This is a genomic window from Bacillus sp. 5RYD7K (assembly GCF_059831465.1).
Genome location: NZ_CP191200.1, coordinates 857,211 through 874,677, shown reverse-complemented (window position 1 = coordinate 874,677; position 17,467 = coordinate 857,211). Strand labels below are relative to the sequence as shown.

The following is a 17,467-nucleotide window of genomic DNA, read 5'->3' as shown; positions in this document are numbered from 1 at the left end:
CAGAAAGTAAAGGGTTCAAAAAAAAAACCAAGGTCGGCAAAAACCTTGGCTAAATAACCATTTGAAAACATTAAAAAAGTCAGTTAGGTTACTTCTTCATAGAAAGTATTCCTTGTAAAATAACTTCTATTCCCCAAACGAAACGCTCATCTCCATCACCAGAGAATAATTCTGAGTTTAGCATGCTAATCATCGGATACTTTGCTTTATCTATAATATTATATGAAGTACGCATTGCTTCCAAAGCTATGTCTTTTTCCTGATGACGAGATCTTTCAACCGCAATAGATGAAGCATAAAGAAGTAAGATATCAAGTCCCCAAGCTGCACTACGTGAACTCATACCACCTGCTTGTAAATTTCGAAGTAAGCATTCATTAATATCCATAGAATTAGGTCCGTTAGGCGTCGTTGTTAAAGTAAGTTCCGCTAAACCTGGAGTTTTTACTAACGTTATAAAATATGATTTAAGTACTTGGATAATTGCATCTTTCCAAGATACTGTATCATCCTCTATTAATTGAACATCTCGAAGAGCATAATCTAATACATCGGAACTTAACTTTAGATAACTATCTACATAAACATACAGGGATGCAGGGCCTGTATCTAGAGCTTTTGCAACCTTACGCATACTCATTCCTGAAATACCATTTTCACTTAGCAACTTATATGCTGTTCTTATGATAATGTCTCGACTCAGTGGTGACTTTGCTGGTCTAGTACGTCGATTGTTTACATTTTCAAAATTATTCATCATTCACCTTATATCATTTGATTTCATTTTTTCTTACAATATTTTAACACACCTAATATAGTTTCATACTCTCAACGGAAAACTACTCATATGGTTATTCTGCTGAACCAGTTGCAGCAATTTGTGCGATTTCTTCATTTAATGTCTCAGATTCATACATACCACCATGATAGCAGATTACTCGTTTTATATCGAAGGCTGCAAACTTTGTTATCGATTTATACGCTTTTTCTAAATCAGGTGTGTGCATAGGATTGGGACCTTCTAAAAGATCACGAATTATCATTGCATCCCCAGCAATTAACGTTTTTGATGCAAGATGATATAAGCTTATGTGACCATCTGTGTGACCTGGCGTATGAATAATAATAAGACCACCAGCAATGTTTAGTTCTTCGCCATCTGTTAATGTGCGTTGTATAACTGGTGCTGCTGTTGGTACTACGTAACCTTCACTAAATTGGTCGTCTAATGGTCCAGGTAATCCCTTAATAAGAGGTAGATTACCTTCAATATATGGACGTTCAAACTCGTGTGCCAATACTTTAATGTTTGGATTAACTTCAAGAAGTTTCGCTAGACTGCCCACATGATCGATATCTTGGTGTGTCAAAATAATCGCTGTTAGTTGATCGATAGATAAACCTCGTTTTTCTAATTCTGCAGCAATCAAATTTTCGCTACGTGGCATACCTGTATCTACAAGTACTACATCATTTTCACTTATAATTAAGGTAGGATTAATTGGCCATTGTCCCCCAGGAAAAGCCGGCACCTCTATATTTAAAGTCATTGGTTCAATAGTTGATTTTGTCATAATGATTTATAAGAGTCTGATATCAAACTCTTAAACACACCTCCATTTTGTTATCATTATTAAAATAAAGTTCCTATCAAGGACAACAGAGTTATTCCACATAATATGTTTTCATCAATTCAGTTAGTTTTTCAGCTGCGTTAATTTCAAAGAATAAATCCAAATTTCTTTTTGTTTCACTTGCTATCTCACCTGCATATTCGAACATTTTCATCTCATAACTACTGACAGCTTCATCAATATTTTCATGGGTGGTAATTGATAGTGCGAGTTCAGCTGCGTCAAGCATCGCAAGGTTTGCACCAGCACCTGCGAACGGTGACATTAAGTGTGCAGCATCTCCTAAAAGTGTGACACCTTTTTTATGTGTCCACTTATGCCCAACAGGCAGCATATAAATACGACGAGGAAAAATAGCACCGTTTGCATAATGAATATAATTTTTTAGCTCTTGGCTCCAGTCTTCAAATAATTTAAGAAGTTCTTTTTTTGCCTCTTTTAGATTTTCATAGTTAATATCGTTGTTGTGTAACCATTCTTTCGGCGCTTTAAAACTTAAATAAACACGGATTTTTCCATCACCATTCATTTGAGCTAACATGCCTTTATAATCACCGAGCGCAAATACACTCCCTAAACCATTCATCTCGACAATATCAGGGAATTGCTTTTTCGCATCCAAAATATTGATTTCTACCATACTAACACCTGAATATTCTGCTGTTTCTTTACTAACAAGTGGCCGAAGCTTAGAGAATGCACCATCTGCACCAACTACTAAATCTACTGTTTCAGTAGCACCGTTTTCAAAATGAAGTTTATGTTGACCATTTTCTAATGGAGTAGCATATAGAAGTTTATGCCCCCATTTAATAGACTCTTGATTGACAGAGTCTATTAACATATGACGCAACACTTTACGGTCAATTTCTGGACGAGATGTAGTCTGCTCTGCATTATCATTTGAGCTATCCTCATACAATACATCAGCTGATTTATTCATTACTTTTAACGCTTCACCTTCATAACGGCAAATTGCTTTAAATTGATCAAATAAGCCTGCTGCTCTAAGTGCTTTTTGTCCCATATCTTCTGTTAAATCAAGTGTGCCACCTTGTTCTCTTTGTGTTGCAGATGTTTCACCTTCAAAGATTACTGGATGAAACCCAGCTTGTTGTAAAATACGAGCCAAAGTTAATCCACCAGGACCAGCACCAATGATTGCAATACGTTTATTTTTATTCATAATATGGTTCACTCCTAACCATTAATCTTAAACGATCACGAACAGTGTTCGTTCGAAATATGCTTAACTAAAGAATTTGTTTAAATTGAATTCTTTTCACATCTGTTGATTACTATTATATTTAAAAATAATTATTCCAATATAATCGATTGTTTGGTTATATATATGTTATATCACAACGAACAGCGTTCGTAAAGAACAGCGTTCGTTTTTTTAGTTTTTTATCAATTTATAAATTGAGATTCCCAGTTAAAAAGAACAAGTGAACCTAGAAAGAGATCCTTTGGGCTTTATTTTTATATTCTAATTTGTATTTAAAGCGAGATTATAGGCTTCTCAACTCGGCATTGGTGGCACACTATATTAAAAAATCGCAAAAATCCATCTTGATTAAACAAATCAAAATGGATTATATGTTAGTTTTTTTCTAATGCTATTTTTGCTCCTAAAGAAACAAGGGCCATTCCAGTTATCTTATCAAAGATAAACTCAACAGACGGTTTTTTAAACCAAGAACCAATGAATTTAAGAAGGTAGACATATATGAGAAACCATGCTAACACTATCAATATGAATATTCCCGCTAAAATGATTGATTGTAAAATGACATTTCCACTTAAATCAATAAACTGCGGAAGAAAAGTGATATAAAAAATAATAGCTTTTGGATTTAATAATGTACTTGCTATACCTTGGAAATAGCAAGTTTTGTTTTTTGATCCTTTTGGAATTGCCCTTACAGCCACTTCCATGTCTTCTTCTTTATTCTCTTTCTTTTTAGATAGCAACGTTGTTTCTTTAGACAGAAACAAATAAAGAATAGACTACACATCTTTGTGGTACAGTAAAGCTATATCAACGGTAATACGAATGAAAGAAGGTGATCCCATGCCAAACAATAACAAACCCAACAGCTTAATCACGGAGAAGTCACCGTACTTACTTCAACACGCCCACAACCCAGTAAACTGGCACCCTTGGGGAGAAGAAGCCTTCGAAAAAGCGAAACGCGAAAACAAGCCGGTTCTTGTCAGCATCGGCTATTCGACTTGTCACTGGTGTCACGTCATGGCTCACGAGTCCTTTGAGGACGAAGAGATCGCCGGTATTCTAAATGATAAATTTATAGCCATCAAGGTTGATCGTGAGGAGCGGCCTGATATCGATTCCGTGTATATGAGAATTTGCCAGCTGATGACGGGGCAGGGCGGGTGGCCGCTGAATGTGTTCATCACACCTGATCAGAAGCCGTTTTATGCGGGGACGTATTTTCCGAAGACGAGCAAATTTAACCGCCCGGGCTTTATCGATGTGCTTGAACATCTGTCCGAAACGTTTGCGAATGATCGGCAGCATGTCGAGGATATTGCCGAAAACGCCGCCGCTCATCTTGAAGTCAAGGTTCACCCGGCTGAGGGCATGCTTGGCGAACAGGCAGTTCATGACACGTACCGCCAGCTGGCCGGCGGATTTGACACGGTGTACGGCGGGTTCGGCCAGGCTCCGAAGTTTCCGATGCCGCATATGCTCATGTTTCTGCTTCGCTACTACAGCTATACGGGTAAGGAACAGGCATTGGCAGGCGTAACCAAGACACTCGACGGCATGGCGAACGGCGGTATTTTTGACCACATCGGGTTCGGCTTTGCCCGCTACTCGACTGATAATGAATGGCTCGTGCCGCACTTTGAGAAAATGCTGTATGACAACGCCCTTCTCCTGACCGCCTATACGGAAGCCTATCAAGTCACGGGCAACGAGCGCTACAGACAGGTTGCGATGCAGATCGTGACGTTTATTCAGCGGGAAATGATGCATGAAGACGGCAGCTTTTTCTCAGCCTTAGACGCTGATACCGAAGGCCGCGAAGGGAAATATTACATATGGTCAAAAAAAGAAATCATGGATCTTCTCGGTGATGAACTCGGCTCGCTTTATTGCAAAGTATATAACATCACAGATCAAGGCAATTTTGAAGGAGAAAACATCCCGAACCTTATTTTCACGCGGCGGGAAGCCATCCTCGAAGAGACCGGCCTAACCGGACATGAGCTTACCGAACGTCTTGAAGGTGCAAGAAAAAAATTGCTGGAGGCGCGGGAAAACAGAAGCTATCCGCACACAGATGACAAAGTGCTGACCTCATGGAACGCGCTCATGATTGCCGGGCTGGCAAAAGCCGCAAAGGTATTTCACGAGCCGGACCTTCTCAGCATGGCGGAAACAGCGATCCGCTTTCTCGAACGTCACCTCATGCCGGACGGGCGCGTCATGGTCCGCTACCGCGAGGGCGAAGTGAAAAACAAAGGATTTATCGATGATTACGCTTTTCTCATCTGGGCTTACCTTGACCTGTATGAAGCGGATTTTGATGCGTCTTATCTGCAAAAAGCGAAAACGTTATGTACAAGCATGCTGGATCTGTTCTGGGATGAAGGACACGGAGGTTTCTTCTTTACGGGGAATGACGCCGAGACTCTTCTTGTCAGGGAAAAAGAAGTTTATGACGGAGCCGTGCCTTCCGGAAACAGCGCGGCTGCCGTACAGCTGCTTCGCCTCGGCCGCCTGACGGGTGATGGATCACTGATCGAAAAAGCTGAAGCCATGTTTTCTGTTTTCAAACGGGAAATCGAGGCCTACCCGAGCAGCAACGCTTTCTTCATGCAAAGCGTACTGGCGTATACAATGCCGCAAAAAGAAATCGTTGTGTTCGGAAGCAAAGATGATCCGGACAGAAAGCGTTTCATTGAGGCGCTTCAGGAACATTTCACTCCCGCCTATACGATTCTCGCCGCGGAACATCCGTCAGAGCTTGCAGGCATTTCTGATTTTGCCGCGGGTTATCAAATGATTGACGGTAAAACGACGGTTTACATTTGTGAAAATTTTACCTGCCGCAGGCCGACGACGGATATTGATGAAGCGATGAACACATTACAAATCAGCAGCAGAGCCTAGGCGGCCTGCTGCTTTTCTTTTTTCACAAAACGGAACGCGAGCCATGCGAAGATGATATTGATCACCAGAGTCGATATGCAATCATATATGTCATAGCCGCCGGCAGCTGTTGCAAATAGCGACGGAATGCCGCTGTACACCGAATGATCCTCTGTGAGAAAGATAAATAAAAACATATTATTGGCAGCGTGACCGCCCAAGGACATCTCCAGACTGCCTGTTTTAATCGTGATAAAGGTCCAGATCATGCCGATGGTGACATATCCGATTCCCGCCCAGAGAGCCCCGTTTTCCATCTCCGGATTTCCGAAATGAAGTGCGCCGAATAATCCGCCGACGATGACAGTCAAAACCACCGCATTTGCCGTCAGTTTTCCGGCGAACTGAAGCAGAAAACCCCGAAAGAGAAATTCCTCAGCGGAGGTTTGAATCGGCACCAAAAAGACGGCAGCCGCTAACAGAAGCAGAAAGCGTGAAGCATGGAATTCCTGAAGCGAGAAGCGATCCGGATGGATTGAAAAATCAATCAGCCCCGCCATAAACATCAACAAAAAGTAAGTGCCGAATCCAAAGAAAATCCGCTTCCAGTTCAGCGACTGATTCGGTGTGATGATGGATAAAAACCGCCGTTTCATAATGAAACGAACCGCTATCCAAATGCCCGGGATGGCTATGAAATAGACGATATGCTGTAAATAAATATCCGCCAGCGGGTCACTTAATGCCGCTTCATCCCAATCTATCGTCAATGAAGGATTGAACTCGGACGTGAGAAACATATAAAACACGGTCAATATGCTTCCAAAAAAGAACAAACCCGCAATGACCAACAGAGAAAGAAGATATCTCCACACACTATTTCTTCCTTCTGCGGGCCTTATAAACATATTCATATTTATGCATCAACTTCCTTTCCTTCAACATTTTACAATATAAACAGAATCAGATATAGAAAATGTTATATATTTTTAAGAAGAAAGCGCTATGCCGTTTCCTTCGGCTCTGGTTATTTGCACTCTGTTTTTGCCATAAAAAGACCTTTATAATGTATTTGTCAGATGAATTTACAGTATTTTCTGATTACATTTTGCCAAGTCAGGGGGTTTTTTATGAAACATCAGCCATTCTCAAATGTAGCGAACCGATTAGACCGTCTCCCCATTTCGCGTGTGCACTATCAAGTATTAACCGCTCTCGGAATCATTTATTTTTTCGATCTCGCTGATTTGTTTACGCTCAGCAACGTGGCTCCTGCGCTGATTGAGCATTGGGGCGTGAAGCTGTCTACCATTGCTGACATCACGGCTGCGTCCTTCCTGGGCATGTTTTTGGGCGCCTCGCTCGGCGGAAGGCTGTCCGATCGGATCGGCAGGAAAAAAGCGCTGAATTGTTTTGTCCTTATCTTTTCGATCTCATCTTTTCTGAATGCGCTGGCATGGGACATTCCTTCCTTAATGATTTTCAGGTTTTTGACAGGTCTCGGCGTCGCGGCCGCCATGATTGTCACTAACAGCTACTTGGCGGAATTCTTCCCATCCTCCGTTCGGGGAAAATACATCTCCTTTTGCGCCATGATCGGCTTAATCGGCGTTCCCGTCACAAACGTCGTATCCGCTTTTGTCATTCCGTTAGGCTCATGGGGATGGCGGCTCGTTTTTGTATGGGGCGCGGCCGGTCTCGTTTATTTCTTTTTTATCCGCCGGCTTGAGGAATCGCCGCGCTGGCACGAAAATCGGGGGGCATATGATCAGGCAGACGCCATTATGAATCGGCTTGAAGCCCGCGTAGAGAAAGAAAAAGGCCCGCTCCCCGCGCCAAAAGAAGCAGCAGAAGTACATACAGTGAAGCACGCCGGCTACTTAGGGCTGTTTCAGGGCAGGAATTTAAAGATCACCATCATCCTGTCTGCGGTATGGATTCTTGAAACCTTTGGCTTTTACGGCTTTGCCTCATGGGTGCCCAGCCTGCTGAAAAGCAACGGCATCACCATGGAAAAAACGCTGTGGTACAATGTGCTTCACTCTGTCGGCGCCCCGCTTGGCGCATTGCTCGGTTCCATGATATCCGAGACGTTCCAAAGAAAATGGATTCTGGCCGCAAGTGCTTTTCTGACTGCCATTGCCGGACTGTTGTACGGCATGACGTTTATTCCCGTGATGATTATTGTGTTTGGATTTGTCGTCAACGTCACGGAACGGGTTTTCACCTCAAATTTATACGCATACACATCAGAGCCGTATCCGACGGAATATCGTTCGGCGGGCAGCGGGCTTGCGTACGGGCTCGGCCGTTTTTCCAACATATTCGGTTCCCTGCTCGTCGGATTTATTGCCGTAAAACTCGGATACATCAGTGTCTTTTTGTTCATCGGCGGCTGCTGGCTTCTATGTTCCGTTCTGTTAATCCTCTTCGGACCGAAAACAAATGCACAGCAAATATAATCAATAAAACAGTGCGGGTTCACCCCGCACTGTTACACTGTGATTTCTATCAAATTGCCTTCCCCATCCTCTATCACGCTCTCATAATATCCGTCACCCGTTACGCGCGGGCCGCTTACAACCTGAAATCCGTCATTTTTAAACGTCTCCGTCAGTTCATTCACCCGCTCCTTGCTGCCTGTAGAAAACGCGAGATGCGCCCATCCGGTCATATTCTGTGACGGAGTTTCATCAATGCCGCCTTTTTTCATAAGTTCCAGCCGGCATCCGGAGTCAAATGAAAGAAAGTACGATTTGAAATCCTTTTTCTCATTATGGTAAAGGTCATTGGCCTTTGCCCCGAAGTATTTCTCATAAAATTCTTTCATCCGTTCTAAATCTTTGACCCATATCGCTGCATGTTCAATTCGCATATGTCCGCCTCCCTTTTTTCCTCAATCTAGTTATAAGGCATGAAATCCATTTCAGCTCAAGACTTTTTCTTCCGAAATTGATGCATAATTTGTTTTTTAGCCGTTTCTCCGTGCAAAAACAGCAAAAATGCTTCTTTTCCGATCCGTTCTAAATGAAGTTCCAAGGATGGAATATTCAAAACCCGGCTGACGCTCAAATTTCCTTCACCGATGATCTCCGCGTCCCATTTCTGTTCTTTCGCAAATTGGTACAAGCCGGCAGCCACATCATCACTGTGCGCATAGACGGCCGTCGGCGGCTTGCTGAACCCCCAGAAATGCTCACCCGCACGCTTCCCATCGTCCATATCATGGCAATCGACCAGAATGCGGGTTTCATCAAGAGAACCGAAAACCGCCTTATATGCATTTACCTTGTCGGCTGTACTCGGGCTTTTTTCCGCTTCCCGCACACATGTAAAAGCAACATCTTGATGCCCGCGGTTTTTCAAATACATAAAGCTCTCTCTGTAAGCCGCCTGTCTGTCGTTATAAGCGCAGGGAATTTCTTCGTGCTGTGTATATTCACAAGCGACAATGGGGCCGTATTCAAGGTAAGGCACGGCTGTTTCCCATTCATTCGCGCGGGAGGTGACAATCAGTCCGTCAATCTTTTTCATTTTCAGCAGTTCGAAATACGTCATCTCTATGGCGGGGTCATAGTTGGTGGGGAGAAGGGTTGTCACGTAATCATGGGCAAAGGCTTCCTTCGTGATACCGTTTACAATTTTGTCAAAGCAGGGATGGTCACTGTACGGCAATATCACGCCGATCGTATTGGTCTTTCCGCGAATCAGATCAATGGCTGTTCGATTAGGGGTATAATCCAGCTCCTTCATCACTTGATTCACAAGACGCCTTTTCTCCTCAGATACGTACGGATGTTGGTTTAACACGCGTGATACGGTGGCCACCGACACATTCGCCAGTTTCGCAATCTCTTTTATATTTGCCATGTGCTCCTCCATTTTCGATAATAAAAAAGCAGCAAGAGTGGATTTCTCTTACTGCTATCTCATCATAAATCCACTGTCATTTCAACAGGGCAATGGTCAGAACCCATGATATCGGCACAAATGGCCGCTTGGCTGATCCGGTGCTTCAGCCTGTCTGAAACAATAACATAATCGAGCCGCCAGCCGATATTTTTCTCGCGTGCATTCGTCCTGTAAGACCACCAGGAATACGCGCCTTCCTGATCGGGATATAAATAGCGGAACGAGTCGGTAAATCCCGCGTTCAGCAGAGTGCTGAACGCTTCCCGCTCCTGATCCGCGTTTGGCATTGGGCGTGTAGCAGTTGACGACGAACACGTGCTCAAATTCAAGCGTGATCACCCGTCCTTCTTGATCATGGCCGTCAATTCCCAATCCATAGGACACGTGCAGCGGCTCTTCTTTCGAGAAAACAGCCGTGCCCGAGTAGCCTTTTTTCACCGCATAGTTCCAATAGGCGTGATATCCTTCAGGCTGTAATGATACTTGTCCGTCCTGTACTTTTGTTTCTTGCAGACATAGAATATCGGCTTTCGTTTCCTGAACATAAGTATTGATATCTCTTTTTTTCATCACGGCACGCAAGCCGTTTACATTCCAAGAAATCAGTTTCATGTGTTCCCTCCCGCCGGCTCAGCCGGTATTAACATTCAGCATGTGTCTATTTCCATGTTTTATTGTGCCTGCCCTCTAATGCCAGCAGCTGTTTTTTCATTTCTAAACCGCCTCTGAATCCGGTCAGTTTCCCGTTTTTCCCAATGACACGATGGCACGGAACCGTAATCAATACCGGGTTTTTCCCGATTGCGGCGCCCACGGCTCTTACGGCTGACGGTTTCCGGATCATTTCTGCTATATCCGAATAGGAGTATGTCTCCCCGTACGGTATGTCCATAAGCGCTTTCCATACAGCAAGCTGAAATTCCGTCCCATAAAGATCGAGCGGGACGGAAAATACGGATCTGCCATTTTTGATGTACTCGGACAGCTCTGCTGTGTAAGGCGCCAATTTTTCATCATCACGCACCAATCGGTATTCCGGCATGGCTTTTCCAGCCCACTGCGCAAGTTCTTCAAAGTTACCATGATTTGAACCTATGAAGCAAAGCCCCTTGGAAGTAGCGGCTGTATACAGGCGCCAATCCTTCCATATGAAGCGTGTCCAATAGATCATCGTCTCTCTACTCATAATGAACCTCCCTGTCTCGTTCCGGCAGTTTTTCTGAATTCGGTGGGCGAACTTCCGGTTCTCTTTTTGAAAAGGGTCGCAAAATGCGCTGTGTTTGGAAATCCGACAGTCAGAGCGATCTCCATAACTGTCTTATCAGTATGCATTAAAAGATCCCCCGCCTTCGCGAGTCTTTTTTTCTGTATATACTCAATCGGAGATATCCCTTTGATTTTTTTAAATGTCCGCTGTAAATGATAGGGGCTGCCGTGACACATATCTGCCAGTACGCTCAGAGTCAGGGGTTCATGATAATGGCCGTCAATATACTCAGTGATTTGCGCAACCCATTCTTCATCTGGGAGGCGAAGGCCGTTCGGCCGGCACCTTTTACAAGGACGAAAATGTCTCTTTAGCGCTCCTTCAGCCGTAGCAAACACCAGTACGTTTTCCTTATTCGGAACCCTCGATTTACAAGAAGGGCGGCAGAAAATCCCCGTCGTTTTTACCGCATAATAAAATGTCCCGTCATAGGAAGCATCATTGTGTATGATTGCTTTCCACTTCTCATCTGTCACCATCTCTATCTCAGTCACCCCCTGTTCTTCAGTATAAACAAATTCATTTTATAAGTACGCATATTTGAATAGGCGAGCAAGATAACAAAGACGGATGTAAGAAGCCCTTCCATGTTTCATGTGAAACATTTCGGCAGGATGGAGAGGGAATGATATAAAAAAAGAGCAGGAGCCTGCAGGCTCTTGCTCTTTTTTTTCGGCTTACTCGCCAGTTACGTATGGAAGTAAAGCCATTTGACGTGCGCGTTTGATCGCGATAGTCAATTTACGTTGGTATTTCGCATTTGTTCCAGTTACACGGCGAGGTAAGATTTTACCACGCTCAGAAACAAACTTTCTAAGAAGATCTACATCTTTGTAATCGATGTGCGTAATGCCGTTAGAAGTGAAGTAACAAACCTTACGGCGTTTCGCACGACCGCCTCTGCGTCCTCCTGCCATTGTCATTTCCCACCTTTCTTGTTATGAATATAGCGATAATCTATTAGAACGGAAGATCATCATCCGAGATGTCAATCGGCTTGCCGTCGTTGGCAAATGGATCATCATTAAAGCTGTTCCCTTGATTTCTTCTCTGGCTGTTCTGATTTCCGCCGAACGGATTATCATTTTGGCCTCCGCCAAAGTATTGGCCTCCGCCGCTGTTTCCTTCGTTGTATCCACCTGAACCAGAACCGCCGCTTTTAGGCTCAAGAAATTGAACACTTTCAGCTTGGACTTCTGTCACGAAGACACGCTGTCCCTGCTGATTTTCGTAATTTCTTGTCTGGAGTCGGCCGTCTACGCCGGCAAGGCTTCCTTTTTTAAGAAAGTTTGCAACGTTTTCGGCTTGTCTTCTCCAAGTGACACAATTAATGAAATCGGCTTCACGTTCTCCGGACTGGTTTGTGAAAGTACGATTCACAGCAAGAGTAAACGTGGCGACAGCCGCACCGCTTGGCGTATAACGAAGCTCTGGGTCTTTTGTCAGTCTTCCGACTAATACAACTCGGTTAAGCATATGAAAGACCACCTTTTAACATTATATATTTCAAATTGCTTATTCTTCTTCTTTAACAACGATGTGGCGAATGATATCGTCACTGATCTTAGCTAAACGGTCGAATTCAGCAACCGCTGCAGCTTCAGACTGAACGTTTAAGATTTGGTAGAAACCGTCACGGAAATCGTTGATTTCGTAAGCAAGACGACGTTTACCCCAATCTTTTGTTCCAGTGATCTCCGCTCCGTTAGAAGTCAAAACGTTGTTGAAACGCTCGATAACTGCCTTCTTTGACTCTTCGTCAATGTTCGGACGGATAATGTACATAACTTCGTACTTTTTCATCTGTTTGCACCTCCTTTTGGTCTAAGCGGCCCTTAAATGGGCAAGGAGCAATAATTCTATTACTCACAAGTTTATATTATACCAAAGCTCTTGTCCCTTTACAACTGTGTCCTATACATTAAATCGGAAATGAATGACATCTCCGTCTTGGACTATATATTCCTTACCTTCCAGACGCACTTTTCCGGCTTCTTTAGCTCCGGACATTCCGCCGCCTGCCAAGAGGTCTTCATAAGCAACCGTTTCAGCGCGGATAAAGCCGCGTTCAAAGTCAGTGTGGATGATACCCGCACACTCAGGAGCTTTCATGCCTTTTCTGAATGTCCAAGCGCGCACTTCCTGTTCGCCCGCCGTAAAGTATGTCGCAAGGCCGAGAAGAGAGTATGAAGCTTTAATCAGCTGATCAAGGCCTGACTCTTCAATGCCGAGCTCTTCTAGGAACATTTGCTTTTCTTCGCCTTCCAATTCAGCAATTTCAGACTCAATTTTCGCGCAGACGACGATGACTTCGGCATTTTCACCCGCGGCGTACTCACGGATTTTCGCAACGTATTCATTGTCTGAAGGATCAGCCACTTCATCCTCGCTTACATTCGCCACATAAAGCACGGGTTTTGACGTAAGCAAATGAAGCTGCTTCACAAGCTTTTGCTGTTCTTCCGTAAATTCAACGGAACGTGCAGGCTTTTCTTGTTCGAAAGCTTCTTTTAATTTAGACAGAATGTCAAATTCAAAAACCGCTTCTTTGTCTTTTTGCTTCGCAAGCTTGCTTACCCGTGTAATGCGTTTTTCGACTGTCTCCATGTCGGCAAGAATCAATTCAAGATTGATCGTTTCAATATCATCAATCGGATCGACTTTCCCTGACACGTGCGTAATATTGTCATCAGCGAATGCCCGTACAACGTGACAGATCGCATCTACCTGACGGATATGAGAAAGAAACTTATTTCCGAGCCCTTCACCTTTAGATGCGCCTTTTACGATCCCTGCGATATCAGTGAATTCAAACGCAGTCGGCACCGTTTTTTTCGGGTTCACCAATTCAGTCAGCTTTTGCAGACGTTCATCAGGCACTTCCACGATTCCCACGTTCGGATCAATTGTACAGAACGGGTAGTTGGCTGATTCGGCACCAGCCTGGGTAATTGCATTAAATAACGTCGATTTTCCCACATTCGGCAAACCGACAATTCCAGCAGTTAAAGCCATTCTTTCATCTCCTCTATATCAAACCATCATCGTATTAAACGTATTGTAAACCTAGAGCAATTATAAGGAGGTTCATAGGAAAAGACAAGCTGAGAAAAAAGCATTCCCCGCCCTCTCTTTCCTTAGATTATCCTTTTTTAACCGCTACCAGACAGTCAAAAAGCGTACTTCCCATTCCATTATCGGAATTTGAATCTTTTGTAAGCATGTTGACCGAGCCTCCGAATGCCGACCACATGCCTTCATCTATATTCACCGTCTTCGGGTGAGCCTGCTTCATGATTTTCACCCTGCCGCGCAGACGTCCGCGGTCATTGTATACCTCTGCCGTATCTCCGTCCTGAAGAGAAAGCTCCTCGGCGATATCCGGCGACAGATCCACCTGAATCTGCTGAAGCTTTTCAATAAACGGCACGTGCTGTGAATGATTGGAGCGCTGCGGATGAATGGACAGCAGCGTATACGGATATTTCCCGGCCAGCCCGGCGTCGCGATAAACGGATTCTTCCGGCACTTCTAATTGAGGGAGGCCGCTGTATCCTTTCTGTTCTGCCAATGACGAGACGAATTCAAACTTTCCGCTTGGGGTTAAAAACTGGAAATCATTCCACGGAACCTGTTTGACCGGAAGCGGCATATGGCCTTTTTCCTTTAATCGCTCAAGGGTGATTCCTTCTTTCTCCAAAGAAGAGAGCCCCATTTTCAAAAAATCTTCCGTACTGTAATCAAACAGCTCCCCGAATCCGAGACGCTTGGCGAGCTCCGTCCAGATCCAGCGGTCTGATTTCGCCTCTCCCTGCGGTTCCGCAAGCTTTCTGCCATACTGAACATAGTGATGATACATGCTGGAGTAATAAATATCTTCTTCTTCAAAAACAACGGCGGTCGGCAGTACATAGTCACAGAGCTTCGCCGTATCGGTCATGACCGAATCAATGGCCACTGTGACCGGTGTTTTTTCAAACGCTTCCTTCACTTTTTTTGTATTCGGCACCTGTGTCAGCGGATTGCCGCACGTCACGATAATCATCTCAATCGGCGGGTCGGCTGCGTTCAGCGCCTCTTCGGCCTGTGTCATCATCGAAAACGTTCTCGTGTTTTTCTTCAGATCAGGACGGGTGAGCTCGGCCTTTTCAAAGCTTTCACCGACTTGGACATTTCCGAAGTTGGCTCCGCCGCCTTTAATACCGACATTTCCGCTCGCTGCCGCTAAAGCGTCAATCCAGCGTATCGTCCCGCCGCCGTTTTTATATCTCTGCATCCCAAGACCCATAAAAGTAGAAGCGGGACCGTCAGCATATAGATCAGCAAGATATTCAAGCACTTCTAAAGATGTTTCGGTTTTCTCAATGATCTCATCCAATGAAATCGTGTGCAGCAGCTTTTCTATTTCTTCAAAACCGATCGAATGCTTTTGAATGAAATCGGCATCCGTTCTGCCGGTTTGGCATAATATTTTCAAAACACCCGCCGCAAGCCAGCCATCCATTCCGGGTTTAACGGAGATATACCGGTCGGCAAGCTTTGCAGTCGGGTTAAAAATAGGGTCAATGACCGTCAGTGTCGCTCCTTTTTTCTTCACCTGCTGCAAATGATGATAAAGGTGCATATTCGTCCGTGACACGTTTCTGCCCCATACGATCACATGCTTGCTGTGATAAATATCAAGCGGTCCATGCCCGTAAGAACGGCCGAAATCCCAGCGCTGCGCCTCAATTCCGGACCCCCAGCAAATGCTGCCCGCAATCTCCGTCACACCGCCGTATCCATTGAAAAAACGCTGGTCGAGCGCTTTCAAAAGACCGTTATTGGCATAATCATGACTGTGCAGCACAGCGGCAGTGCCCAGCGTTTCCTTAATCTCCGCCATTTTTTCCGCAATTTCATCTAACGCCTGCTCCCAAGAAATGCGGACAAATTCGCCGTCTTTCTTTTTTAAAGGAAAACGAAGCCGCTCCGGTGCATTCGTTTTCGTCTCCAGCATTCTGCCCCGGCCGCAAATTTTCCCTTCTGTGATGGGGTGATTCGGGTCTCCGTCTACTTTCGTCACCTTTCCATCCTCAACTGTCACCAAAAAGCCGCAGCTGTCCCAGCAATTCAGCGGACACGCTGACTGATGCACTTTGCTCATCTGGCCTCTTCCTCTCCTCTATATGAAAAAGCATGAGCGTCAGCCTTTATGATGTAGGCTCCTCATGCTTGACGAGTACTTTTTTCAGCTTTCTCTCAAAATCTCTTCTCGGTATCATGACACTGTGGGAACAACCCGTGCATTTGATCCGAATATCCATTCCCATCCGAATGATTTTCCACCTGTTTTCACCGCAAGGGTGCGGCTTCTTCATTTCAACAATATCATTCAGGCCAAAGTCTTTATCCGCCAAGACCCTTCACCTCTCTTCATAGACTGCTTTATTCATTGTACAAAAAAAGTCAGGATAAGAGCAACGTCGGCACTCAAAATGAGCATTATACTTTTTTCCATCTCCCTAATACAGGGTAAAGAAGAAGACATACCAGCAAATAAAGACTTAAGAGCCCGTAAATGGGATACAAAATGGCGATTAAATCTGAAAAGCCGATTGTCGTAAAAGGCACCATCACAGCTAAAAGAAGAAGAACGAGCGTCCACCTCGGCAATTTCACAAAAACAAGCATGCGGCTGGACAGCCCGAACAGACCGGTCACGGTTGTCGTATATATGGCTAAAAAAAGCACGGCTGTCATACAAAGAAACAACGGATAAGGAGCACCTTCAAGTACGGCAAAGAGAGGGATCTCATAATGTGTGAGACTGCCTGAGAGCTGTACAAGCGTTTCATTGTAGACAAATGAAATCACACCGAAAATCAGCCCGCTGACAACACTGGCGATTTTCGCTTCTCCCAGTCCTTTCATATCCTTCCCGACAGAAGAAAGAACCGCCACAACAGAAAGGATATTTAATGACGTAAAGGTGATGCTTGCCGGCCAATTATATTGACGGGTCAAATCTATCGTCCACGTATAGTGATGGGTTGTCTGAAAAAAGATCAAGGCATATAACAGCCCCGCTACAAGAATCGGTATCAAGATACTATTCAGAGATAATATTCCTTTTATATCCCAAAAGAATAAACAGATGGTCACAATGCAAAGAAGAAAAATACCGATCCAAAACGGCAGCTTGTACATTTGCAGCGTCACACCGCCGCCGGCAATCATGACCGTCGTCGTTGAAAATAAATAAAACATGATAAGAACATCATAGATTTTGGCAAGAGCCGGCCCCATCAAATGCTCTAGCACAGGTAAAAAGTGCGTTGATTGGACCTTATAGCTGATCTTCAGCACAATATAAGCCGAAATGGTGAACATGACTGTAAACAATACAATGGCCAGTCCGCTTTCAACACCGAAAAACTGCCATATTTCCTGCCCGCTTGCATACCCGGCTCCAATCTGGCTGCTTAATATGAGCAGCATCCACCTCATTCCGGCTCTCCACAACCTTATCACCTCATAAAATTTCTGATA

18 protein-coding genes and 1 pseudogene are annotated in these 17,467 nt (G+C 44.4%); 2 read left to right on the top strand and 17 right to left on the bottom strand.

Annotated elements, in window-relative coordinates; translation table 11 throughout:
* Positions 1-88: 88 nt before the first annotated feature.
* The 4 genes from ACQE26_RS04430 to ACQE26_RS04415 all read right to left on the bottom strand — a co-directional run bounded on the left by ACQE26_RS04430 (position 89) and on the right by ACQE26_RS04415 (position 3,572).
* Positions 89-757 carry a TetR/AcrR family transcriptional regulator gene (locus tag ACQE26_RS04430; protein ID WP_500470750.1) on the bottom strand — a complete coding sequence of 223 codons (669 nt, stop codon included), beginning with the start codon at positions 755-757 and terminating at the stop codon, positions 89-91.
* Between the two features lie 94 nt (positions 758-851).
* On the bottom strand, positions 852-1,574 hold the full coding sequence (locus ACQE26_RS04425; protein ID WP_438421025.1) for an MBL fold metallo-hydrolase: 723 nt from the start codon (positions 1,572-1,574) through the stop codon (positions 852-854).
* A 91-nt stretch (positions 1,575-1,665) separates the two neighbouring features.
* A complete protein-coding gene (locus ACQE26_RS04420; protein ID WP_500470749.1) occupies positions 1,666-2,820 on the bottom strand; it encodes an FAD-dependent oxidoreductase in 1,155 nt (384 codons plus the stop codon).
* Between the two features lie 416 nt (positions 2,821-3,236).
* Positions 3,237-3,572: a LysE family translocator gene (locus ACQE26_RS04415; RefSeq protein WP_500470748.1), complete on the bottom strand. Its 336-nt coding sequence runs from the start codon at positions 3,570-3,572 to the stop codon at positions 3,237-3,239.
* A gap of 136 nt (positions 3,573-3,708) precedes the next feature.
* Here ACQE26_RS04415 and ACQE26_RS04410 point away from each other — a divergent pair, with 136 nt between their 5' ends.
* Positions 3,709-5,778 carry a thioredoxin domain-containing protein gene (locus ACQE26_RS04410; RefSeq protein WP_500470747.1) on the top strand — a complete coding sequence of 690 codons (2,070 nt, stop codon included), beginning with the start codon at positions 3,709-3,711 and terminating at the stop codon, positions 5,776-5,778.
* Here the strand turns inward: ACQE26_RS04410 and ACQE26_RS04405 are convergent.
* Positions 5,775-6,671, bottom strand: a complete 897-nt coding sequence (locus ACQE26_RS04405) for a CPBP family intramembrane glutamic endopeptidase (RefSeq protein WP_060963805.1) — start codon at positions 6,669-6,671, stop codon at positions 5,775-5,777. The genes ACQE26_RS04410 and ACQE26_RS04405 overlap by 4 nt on opposite strands.
* A gap of 216 nt (positions 6,672-6,887) precedes the next feature.
* Here ACQE26_RS04405 and ACQE26_RS04400 point away from each other — a divergent pair, with 216 nt between their 5' ends.
* Positions 6,888-8,219 (top strand): MFS transporter, encoded by a 1,332-nt coding sequence (locus ACQE26_RS04400; protein ID WP_500470746.1) that lies wholly within the window; start codon positions 6,888-6,890, stop codon positions 8,217-8,219.
* Between the two features lie 32 nt (positions 8,220-8,251).
* On the opposite strand, the gene ACQE26_RS04395 is transcribed toward ACQE26_RS04400, so the two are convergent.
* The 12 genes and pseudogenes from ACQE26_RS04395 to ACQE26_RS04340 form a co-directional block, all read right to left on the bottom strand.
* Positions 8,252-8,632, bottom strand: coding sequence for a VOC family protein (locus tag ACQE26_RS04395; RefSeq protein ID WP_016937329.1), 381 nt, complete (start codon positions 8,630-8,632; stop codon positions 8,252-8,254).
* 56 nt (positions 8,633-8,688) lie between these two features.
* The gene (locus tag ACQE26_RS04390) at positions 8,689-9,627 is read right to left on the bottom strand and encodes a LacI family DNA-binding transcriptional regulator (protein WP_500470745.1); all 939 of its coding nucleotides are present in this window, start codon (positions 9,625-9,627) and stop codon (positions 8,689-8,691) included.
* A 62-nt stretch (positions 9,628-9,689) separates the two neighbouring features.
* Positions 9,690-10,281, bottom strand: a pseudogene (locus ACQE26_RS04385) (exodeoxyribonuclease III).
* A 46-nt stretch (positions 10,282-10,327) separates the two neighbouring features.
* Positions 10,328-10,855, bottom strand: coding sequence for a methylated-DNA--[protein]-cysteine S-methyltransferase (locus ACQE26_RS04380; protein WP_500470744.1), 528 nt, complete (start codon positions 10,853-10,855; stop codon positions 10,328-10,330).
* Positions 10,852-11,415, bottom strand: a complete 564-nt coding sequence (locus tag ACQE26_RS04375; RefSeq protein ID WP_500471450.1) for a bifunctional transcriptional activator/DNA repair enzyme AdaA — start codon at positions 11,413-11,415, stop codon at positions 10,852-10,854. The genes ACQE26_RS04380 and ACQE26_RS04375 overlap by 4 nt, the downstream gene beginning before the upstream one ends.
* Before the next feature lie 198 nt (positions 11,416-11,613).
* The gene (rpsR, locus tag ACQE26_RS04370; RefSeq protein WP_004392983.1) at positions 11,614-11,853 is read right to left on the bottom strand and encodes a 30S ribosomal protein S18; all 240 of its coding nucleotides are present in this window, start codon (positions 11,851-11,853) and stop codon (positions 11,614-11,616) included.
* 43 nt (positions 11,854-11,896) lie between these two features.
* Entirely contained in the window at positions 11,897-12,412 is a 516-nt protein-coding gene (gene ssbA, locus ACQE26_RS04365) for a single-stranded DNA-binding protein SsbA (RefSeq protein ID WP_016937325.1), read from the bottom strand.
* 39 nt (positions 12,413-12,451) lie between these two features.
* On the bottom strand, positions 12,452-12,739 hold the full coding sequence (gene rpsF / locus ACQE26_RS04360) for a 30S ribosomal protein S6 (RefSeq protein ID WP_004392977.1): 288 nt from the start codon (positions 12,737-12,739) through the stop codon (positions 12,452-12,454).
* A gap of 111 nt (positions 12,740-12,850) precedes the next feature.
* A complete protein-coding gene (ychF, locus tag ACQE26_RS04355) occupies positions 12,851-13,951 on the bottom strand; it encodes a redox-regulated ATPase YchF (RefSeq protein WP_045925735.1) in 1,101 nt (366 codons plus the stop codon).
* A 127-nt stretch (positions 13,952-14,078) separates the two neighbouring features.
* A complete protein-coding gene (locus tag ACQE26_RS04350; protein ID WP_500470742.1) occupies positions 14,079-16,082 on the bottom strand; it encodes a molybdopterin-dependent oxidoreductase in 2,004 nt (667 codons plus the stop codon).
* A gap of 46 nt (positions 16,083-16,128) precedes the next feature.
* Positions 16,129-16,335, bottom strand: a complete 207-nt coding sequence (locus ACQE26_RS04345) for a DUF951 domain-containing protein (RefSeq protein ID WP_004392973.1) — start codon at positions 16,333-16,335, stop codon at positions 16,129-16,131.
* An 85-nt stretch (positions 16,336-16,420) separates the two neighbouring features.
* Entirely contained in the window at positions 16,421-17,425 is a 1,005-nt protein-coding gene (locus tag ACQE26_RS04340) for a YkvI family membrane protein (RefSeq protein ID WP_500470741.1), read from the bottom strand.
* Positions 17,426-17,467 lie beyond the last annotated feature (42 nt).

Coding starts and splice junctions, on each gene's coding strand:
- ACQE26_RS04395 (WP_016937329.1), bottom strand. CDS start 8,632: ATGCGAATTGAACATGCAGCGATATGGGTCAAAGATTTAGAACGGATG.
- ychF (WP_045925735.1), bottom strand. CDS start 13,951: ATGGCTTTAACTGCTGGAATTGTCGGTTTGCCGAATGTGGGAAAATCG.
- ssbA (WP_016937325.1), bottom strand. CDS start 12,412: ATGCTTAACCGAGTTGTATTAGTCGGAAGACTGACAAAAGACCCAGAG.
- ACQE26_RS04340 (WP_500470741.1), bottom strand. CDS start 17,425: ATGAGGTGGATGCTGCTCATATTAAGCAGCCAGATTGGAGCCGGGTAT.
- ACQE26_RS04380 (WP_500470744.1), bottom strand. CDS start 10,855: ATGAGTAGAGAGACGATGATCTATTGGACACGCTTCATATGGAAGGAT.
- ACQE26_RS04425 (WP_438421025.1), bottom strand. CDS start 1,574: ATGACAAAATCAACTATTGAACCAATGACTTTAAATATAGAGGTGCCG.
- ACQE26_RS04405 (WP_060963805.1), bottom strand. CDS start 6,671: ATGAATATGTTTATAAGGCCCGCAGAAGGAAGAAATAGTGTGTGGAGA.
- rpsR (WP_004392983.1), bottom strand. CDS start 11,853: ATGGCAGGAGGACGCAGAGGCGGTCGTGCGAAACGCCGTAAGGTTTGT.
- ACQE26_RS04430 (WP_500470750.1), bottom strand. CDS start 757: ATGAATAATTTTGAAAATGTAAACAATCGACGTACTAGACCAGCAAAG.
- ACQE26_RS04400 (WP_500470746.1), top strand. CDS start 6,888: ATGAAACATCAGCCATTCTCAAATGTAGCGAACCGATTAGACCGTCTC.
- ACQE26_RS04350 (WP_500470742.1), bottom strand. CDS start 16,082: ATGAGCAAAGTGCATCAGTCAGCGTGTCCGCTGAATTGCTGGGACAGC.
- ACQE26_RS04415 (WP_500470748.1), bottom strand. CDS start 3,572: ATGGAAGTGGCTGTAAGGGCAATTCCAAAAGGATCAAAAAACAAAACT.
- ACQE26_RS04375 (WP_500471450.1), bottom strand. CDS start 11,415: ATGGTGACAGATGAGAAGTGGAAAGCAATCATACACAATGATGCTTCC.
- rpsF (WP_004392977.1), bottom strand. CDS start 12,739: ATGAAAAAGTACGAAGTTATGTACATTATCCGTCCGAACATTGACGAA.
- ACQE26_RS04410 (WP_500470747.1), top strand. CDS start 3,709: ATGCCAAACAATAACAAACCCAACAGCTTAATCACGGAGAAGTCACCG.
- ACQE26_RS04420 (WP_500470749.1), bottom strand. CDS start 2,820: ATGAATAAAAATAAACGTATTGCAATCATTGGTGCTGGTCCTGGTGGA.
- ACQE26_RS04390 (WP_500470745.1), bottom strand. CDS start 9,627: ATGGCAAATATAAAAGAGATTGCGAAACTGGCGAATGTGTCGGTGGCC.